We start from the raw sequence: 14,894 nt of genomic DNA on the forward strand, positions 1-14,894 counted from the left end.
AACATCTTTTGCAGCGAGTGATAAGTAGCTATAAGTAGCTAAAAGGGCGAAATGTTAAAAAACCCCGTTTTTTAACGGGTTTTTTTTCTCATTATTTTGATCTGCACTGAGAATTAAGCCCAATTGAGAATCAATGAGATTCAAAGCTGGATCAAATTATCACTAAAAAGAATATTTAAATTTTAGAGAATAAGTAGATTGAATCAATTTAGGAGAGAAAACGTCTATTTCATTATCCGTTTTGGTTCGTTATTGACCAAGGTTTTTTGCAATTCTTGCCGTAAAAGACGCATCGGATTATGGCATAAAACGCCGTACCGGATCGACTTTGATACCCATTCACCTCACAACCGCTTACAATGGCTGAATTCGTTTAGCTTTCGTTTACTTTAGGAAAGGTGTAATGCAGTCTGATTCTCTGGGTTTTCCGTTTGAAACCACGCTTGTTTTTGTCGTTGTAGCTGTTGCGGCGCTGCTGACTGACATCTTTGCCCACCGCAGTCATAAGCCTATCGGCCTGAAAAGTGCCTCCCTTTGGACCCTATTCTGGATCGCTGTTTCTCTTGGTTTTGCCGGATTCTTATATATCCATCACGGCAAAGAAGTCGCCAGTCTTTTCCTTACCGGTTATGCGCTGGAACAGGTGCTTTCCATTGATAACCTGTTTGTGATTATGGCCATTTTTGCCTGGTTTAAAGTGCCGGATGGCTATCGTCACCGCATTCTTTACTGGGGCGTGATTGGCGCAATTGTCTTCAGGGGGATTTTCGTGGTGATTGGTACCAGCCTGCTGGCGCTGGGGCCATGGGTGGAAATGGTGTTTGCCGTTGTCATTCTCTGGACCGCTATTCTGATGATGCGCGCCTCCAGCGATGATGAAGAAAATGATGATTACTCCGATCATATTGCTAACCGTATGGTACGTCGTTTCTTCCCGGTGTTCCCGAAACTGGTGGGGCCACATTTTCTGGTCAGCAGTGAGCAGGTAGAAGCTGAACTGGCGAAGCCGGAAAATCAGGGCTTCAGCTTTACGGTGAAGAAGGGCGTACGTTATGCAACGCCGTTATTGCTGTGCATTGCTGTGGTTGAAATTTCAGACCTGATGTTTGCGTTTGACAGCGTACCTGCCGTCATCGCTGTCAGCCGTGAACCTCTGATCGTCTATTCCGCCATGATGTTTGCCGTGCTTGGTTTACGTACGATGTATTTCGTGCTCGAGGCTCTGCGTAAATATCTGGTGCATCTGGAGAAATCAGTGATCTTCCTGCTGTTCTTCGTGGCGGCAAAACTGGCACTGAATTCCAGTAACCATCTGTGGCATCACGGGATTGAAATCAGCGCATTAGCCAGCCTTTACGTGGTGCTGGGTGTTCTGGCGTTAGGCATCATTGCCAGCTTACTTTTCCCAGGGAAAAAAGAAGCCGCGTAACGCCAGTCTGAAATTTATGCATAAAAAAACGCTGCGATTGCAGCGTTTTTACTTTCTGCGGTAATTCTTTTAAAAGGCGTTACACATCGCCTTCGTTATCTTTTTCGACTGCTTCATGAATGCGGTCCAGCATGTCCGGGAAGGCGGACTGCACACGGCTCCAGCTTGGAATGAACGGCTTTTCGCTCGGCGTATCCACAAAAGCCTGACCGGCTTCCATGATCGCGCCTGAGAATAATTCTACCGCCGATTCCTCGCTGTGACGGTCAAAAGTTAACCCGTTCATTTTGGCGTCATTTTCAAATCCGTCGATCATATCCAGCGCATTACGATAATAGGTCGCTTTCAGAATACGGAAAGACTCGCTGGTAATATTCACGCCGAGAATAGCCATCTTACGATACAGCGCTTTGGTGATATCAATACTCATGCGCTGTAAACCATTAGACGCATCCTCTTCTGACATCGGCTGATGTTTATGGTCGTAATTGTCGGCAATATCCACCTGACAAATACGCTTGGTCGCTGTATTACGGTGCAGTTCTGACAGCACACCAATTTCCAGCCCCCAGTCACTCGGAATGCGCAAATCGTTCAGAACATGCGTGCGCATCGCAAATTCACCTGAAAGCGGGTAACGGAAGGTGCGCAGATACTCAAGAAAATCAGAATGGCCGTAAACGATTTGCAGGGATTTCAGCAACGGGAAAACCAACAGGCGACCAACGCGGCCATTGAATTTTCCGTCTGCCACACGGGCGTAATAACCTTTGCAGAAATCATAATGGAAGTTGGGATTGGCCACCGGATACATCAGGCGAGCCAGCATCTCGCGGCTGTAAGTGACAATGTCACAATCATGCAGCCCGACCACTGAGGTGCGGCGCGAGGCCAGCGTATAGCCGACACAAAACCACACATTGCGGCCTTTGCCCGGTTCATTCGGGGAAAGGTTTTCTTTCTTAAGCTCCTCATCCAGTGCCGTCAGGCGCGGACCGTCATTCCATAAAATGCGGTGACGTTGCGGCAGGCGGGAGAAAAATTCGCGGGCAAATAAAAATTGATCACGGTCAGCGCGATCTAAACCAATAACGATTTCTTCCAGATACGGGACTTTCGTCAGCTCGTCGACAATGCGCGTCAGCGCCGGACCTTCCAGTTCTGAAAATAACGACGGTAATATTAATCCCATTGAACGGCGGCCGGAGAACACCTGCAGATCGTATTCCAGTTCTTCGACTTTGCGGTTCGTCAGATTATGAAAATTAGTAATGACACCATCCTGATAAAAATCGCTCATACGGTATTCTCCAATTTTAGAATAGATAAAATTATTGGAAGTCTTCTCTGCAAACACAGAACGATAAACAATGTGGAAACCAACTGTTAATAAAGTATTTTACCTTTTCCATTTTTCCTTCAGAGAAGGGTAATAAAATGATTCAGCCCCTGACTCCAGCCGCGCGGGCCAAATTCATCGGTGCGAAAAACCTGTGTCACATCGTCTCGCTGTAGCGGCATTTCATGCTCATGATGGCCTTTGATCACCACGGCGTAATTCACTGCTTCCAGCATAGATAAATCATTAGGGCCATCTCCCAGACCTATGCTTAACACCGGATGACCGCGTTTTTGCTGATAGCGCGCCGTTAACCATTGCACCGCCTGACCTTTACCAGCACCGGCCCCCATTACGTGCCAGAAACGCCCGCCGCGTGTCAGTGACAGGCCTTCGCGCGTGAGACATTTTTTCAGGTGCGCGAAATCCAGATCATTACCGAACCAGATCAGCGGTTCAGAAGCGTCACGTTGCATCGCCAGTGCCGCGTCCTTGACCGCCAGTCCGGTCCAGACTGCGACCTGTTTCGCCGTAACATCACCAAAGCCGCGAAACTCAAAATCATAACGCTGGCGTAGTTCCACTAAAACCTGGCGGATCTCGCGATAACTCGCGCCGGAAAGGTGAAACGGCGCGGCGTCCTCATCCCGCCAGTCAGGTGGCAGATGAATGATTGCGCCATTTTCTGCAATAAAAGGCTGCTGTGTCAGATTCAGGTCAGCCTGCAGTTCCGCCACTTCTGCTGAGGTTTTACTGGTGGTTAAAATTAACGGAATCTGGGCCACCGAGAGTTTATCCAGCCAGGGCTGCGCGGGTTGCCAACTGTAATCATGATGGTCGAGCAGTGAGCCATCAAGGTCAGTGAAAATAATCAAGGGATCATCAAGGTAAGGCATTTTTTCTCCTCAATTGTGCCGGGGAACGCAAGCACAAGCTCACTGGTTTACTTCTTCCCCAGCAGCTAAGTATAGATATAAAAATGAGTTTTAACGGCGGGCAGGGCATTTCCGGAATTTTTACCGACGCAGTTCCGCAGGCGTGTGACTTTACCCGCAGCGGGTTTATGGCGATAATTTGGTGCAGTCCCCCGCTGAAAAAGAGGTAAGCAGATGAGCGAAGATGATGATTTATTCAGTCAGGAGATGGCAGGTGTACAGCCACTGGCGTCGGATAAACGGGTGGTCTACCTCAAAAACTCAGTTGCGGGGCACAAGGTGAGTGCAGACCCTGAGTCGGAAATATGTGAGAATCCGCTGACTACCGGCTTTCTGAATATTCAGCCATGCGATGACCCTCTCGAATACAAACACGATGGCGTACAGCAGGGAGTGCTGGATAAACTCCGGCAGGGGAAATACCCGCTGGAAGCCAGCCTGAACCTGTTGCGCAAACCTGTTGAGCAGTGCCGTCAGGAACTGTTTGCCTTTTTCTGTCAGGCACAGGCTGAAAATTTACGCACCTTGCTGATTATTCATGGGCGTGGCCGCGAAGACGAAAGTCATGCGAATATTGTGCGCAGTTATATTGCCAAATGGCTGCAGCAACTGGATGACGTGCAAGCGTTTTGCGTCGCTGTTCAGAAAGATGGCGGTGCAGGAGCCTGTTATGTCGCACTAAAGAAAACCGCGCAGGCAAAACAGGAAAACTGGGAGCGCCACGCCAAGCGCAGCCGGTAATTTTTATTGCGCTATGGTTCAACGGTGCGTCCGTTGCAGCGTGGTTTAAGCATCACCCCTTACTGTCCTGATACTTTTCATGCCCGGCGACGGGCACTTAATCGAGTTATTTCCATGTTCTCAAAACCGGTTTATCTGCGCTGTACACTTGTGTTGTGCGGCGTCAGCCTTTTATCTGCCTGTGATCGTCATATTCCTGAGCCGCTGGTGATTGAGGGCAAAACTATGGGCACGTTTTATCGTGTCAGTCTGGCAGGAGTGGATAAAAACCGGGAACCGGCGCTGCGCGAACAAATTGAAGCACAGCTTAAAGAAGACGATCATCAGCTGTCGACTTACAAAGATGACTCCGTACTGTCACGTTTTAATCAGTATCAGGGCAACGTGCCGCAGCCGATCAGTGAAGGAATGGCCGATGCGATTGTTACCTCCATCCGGATTGGCAGGCTGACCGGTGGCGCGATGGATATTACTGTCGGCCCGCTGGTGAATCTGTGGGGATTCGGGCCGGACAAACAGCCGGTAAAAATCCCGACAACGGAGCAAATCGATGCCGCCCGCGCCCGCACGGGTTTACAGCATCTTAAAGTGATCCAGCAAAATGACGGGCAGTACCTGCAAAAAGATTTACCCGGGATGTATGTCGATCTCTCGACCGTGGGCGAAGGCTACGCTACCGATCATCTGGCACGTTTAATAGAAGGCAACGGCATCAGCAATTATCTGGTGTCTGTCGGCGGAGCGGTGGTTTCCCGCGGGCATAACGCGCAGGATAAACCCTGGCAGGTGGCAGTTCAGAAACCGACGGACAAAGAAACTGCGGTGCAGGCGATTGTTGATTTGCAGGGCATGGGGATCAGCACTTCCGGCAGTTATCGTAATTATTACGAACTGAACGGCAAACGCCTTTCACACATCATTGATCCGGCGACCGGTTCGCCGATCACGCACAAGCTGGTGTCAGCCACGGTGATTGCACCGACCGCACTGGAAGCGGATGGCTGGGATACCGGCCTGATGGTACTTGGCACGAAGAAAGCGCTGGCGCTGGCTGAGCAACAGCATCTGGCGGTGTATCTCATCACCAGAGAAGGCGACACGTTTAAAAGCTACATGTCTCCACAATTCAAAGCCTATCTGAAAGATCCGGAGTAGGTTTTCGCTGCTTCAGATCCTCCTTGTCTGAAGCAGCGCCAAAGTCTTAGTGTTTCGCGGTGCTGATCAGCTCGAACAACACGACAGTGCGGGAGGTGCAGACGTACTCGCGGCCAAACTCAAAGTTGTGCTCGTTGATGTCGTCCGGCTGGAAGGTATCGAAAATATGTCGCCAGCTTTCACCGTGCGCCACCGAAGGCAAGGTGAACACCACGTCTTCGTGTGACGCGTTGAACAGCAGCAACACGGTGCTTAGTGAGCCCTGGCGAACCAGACCGGTGGGCTGGGCGCGCCCGTCAAGCAGCATCGCAATGCATTTGGCATGCGGATCTTTCCATGCCGCATCCGTCATTTCCGGCCCCTGTGGCTGGAACCAACTGACATCTTTCACTCCCAGTTTTTCATGCAATGCGCCCGTCAGGAAACGTCCGCGATGCAATATCGGGAAGCGCTTACGCAGGGCAATGAGCCGGTAGGTGAATAGCAACAACGACTGACCTTTGTCTCCAATATCCCAGTTCACCCAGGCAATCTCTGTGTCCTGACAATAGGCGTTATTATTGCCGTTTTGCGAGCGGCCAAATTCATCACCCGCAAGCAGCATCGGCGTTCCCTGAGAAAGCAGTAACGTCGCCAGCATATTACGCATTTGCCGCAACCGCAGTTCATTGATGGCCGGATCGTCAGTCGGGCCTTCCACACCATAGTTGGCCGAAATATTGTTATCGCTGCCATCCTTGCCGTCTTCGCCGTTCGCTTCGTTGTGTTTACTGGCATACGACACCCAGTCATTGAGCGTGAAACCATCATGGGCAGTAATAAAATTCACGGAAGCATAAGGCTTGCGGCCCCGGTGATTAAACAGATCTGCTGAACCGGAAAGCCGTGTGACAAACTGCGCCAGTTGGCCCTCGTCGCCACGCCAGAATTTGCGCACCGTGTCGCGGAACCGGTCGTTCCATTCCATCCAGCCCGGCGGGAAGCCGCCCACCTGATAGCCGCCGGGACCGCAATCCCAGGGTTCGGCGATCAGTTTGCACTGACTGAGGATCGGATCCTGACGGCAGGTGTCGAGAAAACCGCAGCCCTCATCAAAGCCATAGCTTTCACGTCCGAGGATCGTCGCCAGATCAAAGCGGAAACCATCGACCTGCATCTCGGTTGCCCAGTATCGCAGCGAGTCTGTGACCATCTGTAATACGCGCGGATGACTGAGATTGAGCGTATTACCGGTACCGGTATCGTTAATGTAATAACGCTTATTGTCCGGCATCAGCCGGTAATAGCTGGCGTTATCGATACCTTTAAAAGACAGCGTCGGACCCAGCTCGTTACCTTCAGCGGTATGGTTGTAAACGACATCCAGAATGACCTCAATACCCGCAGCGTGCAGGGTGGCGATCATTTGTTTGAATTCGTTGACGGTATGCGTTGCCATATATTGCGGATGCGGCGCAAAGAAACTCAGCGTGTTGTAGCCCCAGAAATTATGCAGACCTTTGTCCTGCAAGTGCCGGTCATCGGTGAAGGCGTGGACCGGCATCAGCTCGACAGACGTGACCCCGAGAGAACGGATATAGTCCACGATATGCGGCGTGCTCATGCCGGAAAACGTGCCGCGCAAATGCTCAGGTACTGCCGGATGGCGCATGGTATAGCCGCGTACATGCGTCTCATAAATCAGGGTTTTTTCCCAGGGGATATGTCTTTTACGTGAACGGGCCCACGAGAATGCCGGATCAATCACCCGGCATTTAGGCAAAAACGGTGCGCTGTCACTGTTATCGATGTGCAAATCTTTCTTTGGGCTTTGCAGGTCATAGGCAAACAGAGCATCGTCCCATTTCAGTTCGCCGACAATCTGCTTGGCGTAAGGGTCGAGCAGTAACTTGGCGGGATTAAACCGGTGACCATCGTGCGGCGCATAGGGACCATGCACGCGATAGGCATACAGCAGGCCAGGACGGGCATCCGGCAGATAACCATGCCAGACTTCATCGGTATATTCCGGCAGTTCGATCACATCATATTGCTCGCCGTTTTCGTTAAAAAGACACAGTTCTACCTTGGTGGCGTTGGCTGAAAACAGTGCGAAATTTACGCCCAGCCCGTCCCAGGTCGCCCCCAGAGGCACCGGCAGTCCTTCGCGTACCCGTGTGGTGTGTCCGGAATCGAAACTGCGCACAATTTCACCGTCGCTGTAAGGCTCGATAATACGTACGCCAAACTCATCTACTGCAATATCAACCTGTAAATGCGCCGGAAGGGTGCGGATTGCTTCCGTTGTTACGGCAGGTTTACTTATCTTGCTGGATCGGGCCTTTGCCATACTTGACGTCACTCCGTTTCAGGGAAATCTGACAAAAATTGCCGAAAAGGGCCGTCTGCGTTCACGCAGACGATAACAACGAGTGTAGACCGGACTTCGTAACTTCTCCCGTAAACCGCCGAAAAGCTGTACAAGAGGAAGGGCTTCGTCGATAGTGAAAGCGAAAAAGCTAGCCTGCTAGTTATTGTCTGACTTTATCCAGAGGAATCTCCATGACCATCGCGTTGCTCAGCCATGTTGAACTTGATGCTGGCTATCCTGACCGGTTCGAAGCGGCCGGTTTTACTCTCTTTTTTGCGACGACGCCTGAACAACGTGCGAACCTTGATCCGCAGATTGCTCAGCAAATCCGTGCGGTATTAACCATTGGCAGCATCGGACTAAGTGCAACTGAAATGGACGCGTTACCGTCGCTGGAAATCATTTGTGCACAGGGTGTAGGGTTTGAACATATTGATGTCGCGGCTGCAAAACAGCGCGGTATTCACGTCACGAATGGCCCCGGCACCAATAACGCTTCTGTCGCTGACCATACACTGGCGCTGATGCTGGCGGTCACGCGGAAAATCCCGCAGTTTGATGCCGCTGTACGTACGGGAGAATGGAAAAAAACGCGCTGGAATACGCCGGGAATGGCGGGTAAACGTCTGGGAATTATCGGGCTGGGAAATATCGGTGCATTGATTGCCCGCCGCGCGGCGGGCGGATTTGGATATGGCGATCGGGTATCACAACCGGCGTTCGCTGGAAGACAGCCCGTACCGTTATTTCCTCACCATCACTGAGCTGGCTGAGTGGGCTGATTATCTCGTGGTGGCGACGCCGGGCGGCAAAAATACCGCCAGGCTGGTGGATGGCAATATTCTGCGCGCGCTGGGGCCGGAAGGGTTTTTGATTAATATTGCGCGGGGAAGTGTGGTGGACAGCGCCGCGCTGATTGCCAGCCTGCACAATAACGAAATCGCCGGTGCCGCACTGGATGTGGTGGACGGCGAGCCGCAGGTGCCGGCGGAAATGCTCACGCTGGATAATCTGGTGATCACGCCGCACGTCGCGGGGCGTTCGCCGGAATCAGTAGAAAATATGCTGGCCCTGGTGTTATCAAATCTTGAGGCGCATTTTGGCGGCAAACCGGTCTTGACGCCGGTGCCTGAGTAAGGCGCTGATTGTTACCGTATTGCTGAGAATGCTTTAAAAACGCTGCTTGCCGGCGTTTTTTTATGGCGGCCAAAAAACAGACACATGATTTCTATAGTCGTAAAAAGCATAAGTAACCGCTTTTTCTTATTTGTCTGGCATAGCAACAGATCGTAACAATAGGGTTTTCGGCAAGCAAAGAGGCAGACAGCGGTGAACTTTCAACAACTCAAAATTATACGGGAATCAGCGCGATGCAATTACAACCTGACCGAAGTATCGAACATGCTGTTCACGTCGCAGTCAGGTGTCAGCCGTCATATCCGCGAGCTGGAAGATGAGCTGGGCGTTGAGATATTTATCCGTCGTGGAAAGCGCTTACTGGGGCTGACTGAGCCGGGTAAAGAGTTGCTGGCAGTGGCCGAGAGAATTCTCAATGAGGCGCAGAATATCCGCCGTCTTGCGGATGTTTTCTCTAAAGAAGACGCGGGCGTGCTGACCATCGCCACCACTCACACTCAGGCGCGTTACAGTTTGCCTAAAGTCATCAAAGCCTTCCGTGCGATTTATCCGGGTGTACGCCTCGAGTTGCATCAGGGGTCGCCACAGGAAGTGCTGACAATGCTGCTGAGCGGGCAGGCGGATGTCGCCATCGCCAGCGAAAAGCTGATGAATGACCCGTCAGTCGCCGCGTTTCCGTATTACCGCTGGCATCACGCAATTGTCGTACCGCAAGGGCATCCGCTGACGTTGCAACACCCGCTGACGTTACAACATCTGAGCGAACAACCGCTGATCACCTATCGTCAGGGTATCACTGGCCGTTCCCGTCTCGATGAAGCTTTCAGCCGTGCCGCGCTGACCGCCGATATCGTGCTGAGTGCGCAGGATTCTGATGTGATTAAAACCTACGTCGAGCTGGGGTTGGGCGTGGGCATCCTGGCAGATAAGGCATTTGAAGCCGCCCGTGATACCGGCCTGCAGTTGATCAATGCGGAGCATTTATTTGAAGCCAATACGGTCTGGCTGGGACTGAAGAAAGCGCAATTGCAGAGAAACTACGTATGGCGGTTTATCGAGTTGTGTAATCCGGGTCTTTCTGTGAATGAGATCAAAGAGAAGGTATTTGCAACGGGCGGGGAGCCGGTGATTGACTATCAGATTTGAGGGGCAAGCTTTTCGCTCCTCCCCCTGCGAAGGAGGAGGCTGGGAGGGAGCTAACGGAGCTAGGTAAATTTTACATATAAAAAAACCGGTCATGAGACCGGTTTTTTACCTTCGCTAAAAGCGAAACCTAGACTGCCGGTTTGGCGATCACATTGCGGTTTTCCATGCGAACTTCAGCAATGTTCACCTCAATGATGTCGCTCTGGCGGTAGGCCACTTCGCCTTTGATCAGGACAGTACCGGTATCGGCGCTGCACACCAGTTCGTCGCGCACGCTGTGCAGGAACGGAGCAGGGATGAACGCCACGGCACCGATATCTTGCAGACGTATGCGCAGGCCGCCGCGGGTGACATCGATAATTTCAGCACTGAATTTAACGTCAGTGCCGACTTTATCTTCCAGGTAACGGGCATACAACCAGTCACCGACATCGCGCTCAGCCATGCGGTTGGCACGACGGCGTTCTGCCAGTTGAATGGTCATGTCGTCCTGAGGTTTTTCAGCAGACTGTTGCAGGATCATCGCTTTCAGCAAACGGTGGTTCACCATGTCGCCGTATTTACGGATAGGTGATGTCCAGGTCGCATAAGCTTCCAGCCCCAGGCCGAAGTGCGGCCCCGGAGTGGTGCTGATTTCTGCAAAGGTCTGGAAACGACGGATGCGACTGTCGAGGAACTGGGTTGGCAATGCATCAAGCTTACGGCGCAGAGCGCAGAAGCCCGGCAGGGTCAGCAGTTCTTCAGCGTTGGCTTCAACGTCATTGGCCTGCAGCACGGTGACCGCGTTTTCCACCAGCAGAGGATCAAAACCGGTATGCACGTTATAAACGCCGAAACCGAGGCTGTCGCGCAAGGCGATAGCGGCACAGACGTTGGCGGCAATCATCGATTCTTCAACGATGCGGTTAGCAATGCGGCGATGTTCGGCGATGATTTCCAGCACGTTACCTTTCTCACCCAGCACGAAGCGGTAATCAGGACGGTCTTTAAATACCAGTGCATGTTCGGTCCGCCATGCGCTGCGCACGTCGCAGACGCGTTTGAGCAGGCGGATCTGTGAGGCGATCACCTCGCTGGCCGGTTGCCATTCGCTTTTCTCATCCGCTTCCAGCCAGTCAGACACGTCGTCATAAGCCAGTTTGGCTTTCGACTCGATAGTCGCCGCGAAGAAACGAATGTCGCTGCCCAGTGTGCCATCTGCGCCGACTGTGACAGAACACGCCAGAACCGGACGGCTGACGTCCGGCCACAGGGAACAGATATCATCGGACAATTCACGCGGTAGCATCGGGATGTTGAAGCCCGGCAGATAGTTGGTGAATGCGCGTTTTTTCGCAATGTTGTCCAGCTCGCTGCCTTCGCTGACGTAAGCCGTCGGGTCAGCAATTGCGACAGTCATTTGCAGGGTGCCGTCGCCGTTGTCTTTCACATACAGCGCGTCATCCATGTCCTGCGTACTGCCGCTGTCGATAGTGACAAATGGCAGGGCGGTCAGGTCTTCGCGGGTCAGGCCTTCATCGCGTAGCTCGGCAATGTCAGATTTCGGCGCTTCACGTTCAAGGTTATGACGTGCCAGCGTGACCCACCACGGCGCAAGATCGTCGGCGCCGGTGGTGATCCATTCGGTGATTTCAGCCTGGAAGCTGTGGTCGCCTTCTTTCAGCGGGTGACGGCGCATTTCAGCCACACACCAGTCGCCGTCATTCACTTCATGATTGATGTTGCGGGCAACGCGGCACTGAATAGCATCACGTAATAAAGGATGATCCGGAATGATAGAAAGACGGTCGTCTTTCTTCGTTACGCGGCCAACAAAACGGCTGAGAAAAGGTTCAACCAATGTTTCCGGCTGGACGACTTCACGCTCTTTTTCGGTTTGCAGGGAAGCGATAACGCGATCCCCGTGCATGACTTTTTTCATGTACGGAGGCGGAATGAAATAGCTTTTTTGACCGTCTACTTCAAGAAAGCCAAAGCCTTTCTCAGTGCCTTTTACGATGCCTTCGACACGCGGAGTCTGAGAGTGAAGTTGCTGTTTTAGCTGCGCGAGCAGCGGGTTATCTTGAAACATATCGTCCAGAGAATTGGGGGTTAATGTGGCTCGATTAGCGGCAGACAGTTTTACGCGATCTGACCCCTTCGGGCAAGCGGCATCTGCCCCTTTCGCCTCATAACCCTGAAGCGAAAGGGGAGATTTGCGCGATGTCGCGCAAGTACGACTTATGCGATACGTTGCAGGTCCACTTTTTGTTCGCAGCGACGGATAGTCACCGGGACGGCTTTGGAGGTCGGGGTGTGAGTCTGGTCACCAAAACTGGACATCGGCACCAGCGGGTTGGTTTCCGGATAATAAGCCGCCAGGTTACCGCGGGGAATATCGTAGCTGACCAGTTTAAAACCGGTCACTTTGCGCTCAATACCGTCGTTCCACAGCGTTTCGATTTCCACCAGTTCACCGTCTTGCAGGCCCAAGTCCGCCAGATCCTGCGGGTGAATGAACAACACTTCACGCTGGCCGTAAACACCACGGTAACGGTCATCGAGGCCGTAAATGGTGGTGTTGTACTGGTCGTGAGAGCGTAACGTTTGCAGGGTGAACGGCGCATTCTGGTCGCCCATCGGGATCAGCACTTCAGGCAACGGGGATGCACTGAAATTGGCCTTGCCACTCAGGGTGTTGAATTTCAGCTCTGCTGCCGCATTACCGAGATAGAAACCGCCTTTGATATCGCAGCGCGCATTGAAATCCCGAAAGCCCGGAATGGTGGCTTCAATATGATCGCGGATAAGATTGTAATCGTCAGCCAGCGCCATCCAGTCGAGGTATTTATCACCCAGAACGGCATTGGCGATACCGCAGACAATCGCGGTTTCAGAACGCTGTTCTTTGGATAACGGAATGCCTACGCCTTCGGAGGCATGTACCATGCTAAAGGAGTCTTCAACGGTGATGAACTGCGAACCGGTCGCCTGCATATCCAGTTCGGTACGGCCCAGCGTTGGCAGGATCAGCGCTTCTGCACCCGGCGTCAGGTGCGTACGGTTCAGTTTGGTGCTGATCTGAACGGACAAATCCAGATTGCTTAGCGCCTGTTCTGTACGCGGAGTATCCGGTGCCGCCGCCGCCAGATTACCGCCAAGGCAGATCAGGACTTTGGCTTCTTTACGCAGCATGGCTTCCAGCGCTTCTACGGTGTTATGACCCGGGACACGCGGTGGCGTGAATTTGAAGTGGCTTTCCATCGCATCGAGCAGTGCTTTTGGCGCTTTCTCATCGATACCCATGGTGCGGTTACCCTGCACGTTGCTGTGACCGCGCACCGGACACAACCCGGCGCCAGGTTTGCCAAGCTGACCAAACAACAGTTGCAGGTTAGTGATTTCGCGCACGGTCGGCACAGAGTGTTTATGCTGCGTCACGCCCATCGCCCAGGTACAAATCACCCGTTCGGCGTTCATATAAATGCTTGCCGCTTCGCGCAAGTCCTGTTCACTCAGACCTGACTGTTCAGTAATTTTTTCCCAGCTGGTGGCATCGACCACGGCCAGATACTCATCGACACCGGCACAGTTTGCCGCGATAAATTCTTCATCGAACAGGGAAGGCTGACCGGAAGCAATACGTTCGCGGTGTGTCTGCAATAACGCTTTAACGATACCGCGCACGGCCGCCATGTCACCGCCAAGGTTTGGCTGGTAATAGGCGGCGCTGATGCGACCCGCTTTCGGTGTCACCACTTCCAGCGGTTTTTGCGGATCGGCAAAACGTTCCAGACCCCGTTCACGCAGGGTATTAAAGCTGACCACTTTTGCCCCCCGGTCAGACGCATGACGCAGACTGTGCAGCATACGCGGGTGGTTGGTGCCCGGGTTCTGGCCGAAGACAAAAATGGCGTCTGCTTTCTCAAAATCATCCAGACGGATAGTGCCTTTACCGACGCCGATGCTTTGTTTGAGGCCCACACCGCTGGCTTCGTGACACATGTTCGAACAGTCAGGGAAGTTGTTGGTACCGAACATACGGCCGAACACCTGATACAGATAAGAGGCTTCGTTACTGGCACGCCCGGAGGTGTAGAAATCTGCCTGATCGGGACTTTCCAGCCCGTTAAGATGGCTGGCGATCAGTGAGAATGCGGCATCCCAGCTGATAGGCTCGTAATGGTCGGTGGTGCGGTTGTAACGCATCGGATGGGTAAGACGCCCCTGATATTCCAGGAAATAATCGCTCTGTGCACGCAGCTTACTCACACTGTGTTGAGCAAAGAACTCTGGTTCGACGGCTTTGCGGGTGGCTTCCCAGCTGACGGCTTTCGCACCGTTTTCACAGAAGCTGAATGTGCTGTGATTATCGTCTCCCCAGGCACAGCCGGGACAGTCAAAACCGCGACCTTTGTTAACACGCATCAGGTTACGCAGGTTAGAAAGGACTTTCTTACTGTCGAAGACGAAACGGGTGGTGGATTCCAGTGCACCCCAGCCGCCGGCCGCGCCGTGGTAGGGTTTGATCTCAGTTTTGAATTTCATAGTTATGCTTCGCAGGTGGTTTTTGTCTTGTCTGTGAACAAACCGGATGATGAGTTGTTAACCGGATTGTTAATTTTATGTCACAAGTTTAGGAGCGGGTGACAAGAACGTCTAATCGAATGCTGTGATGGAGCG

11 protein-coding genes are annotated in these 14,894 nt (G+C 52.5%); 6 read left to right on the forward strand and 5 right to left on the reverse strand.

Annotated elements, in window-relative coordinates; all coding sequences use genetic code 11:
• The first annotated feature begins 403 nt into the window (after positions 1 to 403).
• Positions 404 to 1,429 (forward strand): TerC/Alx family metal homeostasis membrane protein, encoded by a 1,026-nt coding sequence (locus tag UC14_RS12720; RefSeq protein WP_013575563.1) that lies wholly within the window; start codon positions 404 to 406, stop codon positions 1,427 to 1,429.
• Between the two features lie 79 nt (positions 1,430 to 1,508).
• Here UC14_RS12720 and UC14_RS12725 read toward each other — a convergent pair whose 3' ends face one another.
• Both UC14_RS12725 and UC14_RS12730 read right to left on the reverse strand, forming a co-directional pair.
• The gene (locus tag UC14_RS12725) at positions 1,509 to 2,729 is read right to left on the reverse strand and encodes a glycosyl transferase (protein WP_013575562.1); all 1,221 of its coding nucleotides are present in this window, start codon (positions 2,727 to 2,729) and stop codon (positions 1,509 to 1,511) included.
• Positions 2,730 to 2,848: 119 nt separating this feature from the next.
• Entirely contained in the window at positions 2,849 to 3,664 is an 816-nt protein-coding gene (locus tag UC14_RS12730; protein ID WP_112152280.1) for a mannosyl-3-phosphoglycerate phosphatase-related protein, read from the reverse strand.
• A gap of 213 nt (positions 3,665 to 3,877) precedes the next feature.
• Between UC14_RS12730 and smrA the strand changes: the two genes are divergently transcribed.
• The gene (gene smrA, locus UC14_RS12735) at positions 3,878 to 4,444 is read left to right on the forward strand and encodes a DNA endonuclease SmrA (protein WP_112197839.1); all 567 of its coding nucleotides are present in this window, start codon (positions 3,878 to 3,880) and stop codon (positions 4,442 to 4,444) included.
• A gap of 114 nt (positions 4,445 to 4,558) precedes the next feature.
• Entirely contained in the window at positions 4,559 to 5,599 is a 1,041-nt protein-coding gene (gene apbE / locus UC14_RS12740; protein ID WP_013575559.1) for an FAD:protein FMN transferase ApbE, read from the forward strand.
• Between the two features lie 46 nt (positions 5,600 to 5,645).
• On the opposite strand, the gene glgX is transcribed toward apbE, so the two are convergent.
• On the reverse strand, positions 5,646 to 7,928 hold the full coding sequence (glgX, locus tag UC14_RS12745; RefSeq protein ID WP_013575558.1) for a glycogen debranching protein GlgX: 2,283 nt from the start codon (positions 7,926 to 7,928) through the stop codon (positions 5,646 to 5,648).
• Positions 7,929 to 8,140: 212 nt separating this feature from the next.
• Between glgX and UC14_RS27290 the strand changes: the two genes are divergently transcribed.
• The 3 genes from UC14_RS27290 (at position 8,141) to cbl (ending at position 10,232) form a co-directional block, all read left to right on the forward strand.
• The gene (locus UC14_RS27290; protein WP_255563060.1) at positions 8,141 to 8,713 is read left to right on the forward strand and encodes an NAD(P)-dependent oxidoreductase; all 573 of its coding nucleotides are present in this window, start codon (positions 8,141 to 8,143) and stop codon (positions 8,711 to 8,713) included.
• Entirely contained in the window at positions 8,643 to 9,086 is a 444-nt protein-coding gene (locus UC14_RS27295) for an NAD(P)-dependent oxidoreductase (RefSeq protein WP_255563061.1), read from the forward strand. The genes UC14_RS27290 and UC14_RS27295 overlap by 71 nt, the downstream gene beginning before the upstream one ends.
• A gap of 192 nt (positions 9,087 to 9,278) precedes the next feature.
• Positions 9,279 to 10,232 (forward strand): HTH-type transcriptional regulator Cbl, encoded by a 954-nt coding sequence (gene cbl / locus UC14_RS12755; protein ID WP_013575556.1) that lies wholly within the window; start codon positions 9,279 to 9,281, stop codon positions 10,230 to 10,232.
• Between the two features lie 127 nt (positions 10,233 to 10,359).
• On the opposite strand, the gene UC14_RS12760 is transcribed toward cbl, so the two are convergent.
• Positions 10,360 to 12,303, reverse strand: coding sequence for an exoribonuclease II (locus UC14_RS12760; RefSeq protein WP_112197840.1), 1,944 nt, complete (start codon positions 12,301 to 12,303; stop codon positions 10,360 to 10,362).
• A gap of 149 nt (positions 12,304 to 12,452) precedes the next feature.
• Positions 12,453 to 14,759: an FdhF/YdeP family oxidoreductase gene (locus UC14_RS12765; protein WP_112197841.1), complete on the reverse strand. Its 2,307-nt coding sequence runs from the start codon at positions 14,757 to 14,759 to the stop codon at positions 12,453 to 12,455.
• Positions 14,760 to 14,894: the final 135 nt, after the last annotated feature.

Source organism: Rahnella sp. NRRL B-41462 (assembly GCF_003263525.1).
GTDB lineage: Bacteria > Pseudomonadota > Gammaproteobacteria > Enterobacterales > Enterobacteriaceae > Rahnella > Rahnella aceris.

What these genes read in the sequence shown, in the direction of transcription:
- UC14_RS12720 (WP_013575563.1), top strand. Translation starts at nt 404, where the DNA reads ATGCAGTCTGATTCTCTGGGTTTTCCGTTTGAAACCACGCTTGTTTTT.
- UC14_RS12725 (WP_013575562.1), bottom strand. Translation starts at nt 2,729, where the DNA reads ATGAGCGATTTTTATCAGGATGGTGTCATTACTAATTTTCATAATCTG.
- UC14_RS12730 (WP_112152280.1), bottom strand. Translation starts at nt 3,664, where the DNA reads ATGCCTTACCTTGATGATCCCTTGATTATTTTCACTGACCTTGATGGC.
- smrA (WP_112197839.1), top strand. Translation starts at nt 3,878, where the DNA reads ATGAGCGAAGATGATGATTTATTCAGTCAGGAGATGGCAGGTGTACAG.
- apbE (WP_013575559.1), top strand. Translation starts at nt 4,559, where the DNA reads ATGTTCTCAAAACCGGTTTATCTGCGCTGTACACTTGTGTTGTGCGGC.
- glgX (WP_013575558.1), bottom strand. Translation starts at nt 7,928, where the DNA reads ATGGCAAAGGCCCGATCCAGCAAGATAAGTAAACCTGCCGTAACAACG.
- UC14_RS27290 (WP_255563060.1), top strand. Translation starts at nt 8,141, where the DNA reads ATGACCATCGCGTTGCTCAGCCATGTTGAACTTGATGCTGGCTATCCT.
- UC14_RS27295 (WP_255563061.1), top strand. Translation starts at nt 8,643, where the DNA reads ATGGCGATCGGGTATCACAACCGGCGTTCGCTGGAAGACAGCCCGTAC.
- UC14_RS12760 (WP_112197840.1), bottom strand. Translation starts at nt 12,303, where the DNA reads ATGTTTCAAGATAACCCGCTGCTCGCGCAGCTAAAACAGCAACTTCAC.
- UC14_RS12765 (WP_112197841.1), bottom strand. Translation starts at nt 14,759, where the DNA reads ATGAAATTCAAAACTGAGATCAAACCCTACCACGGCGCGGCCGGCGGC.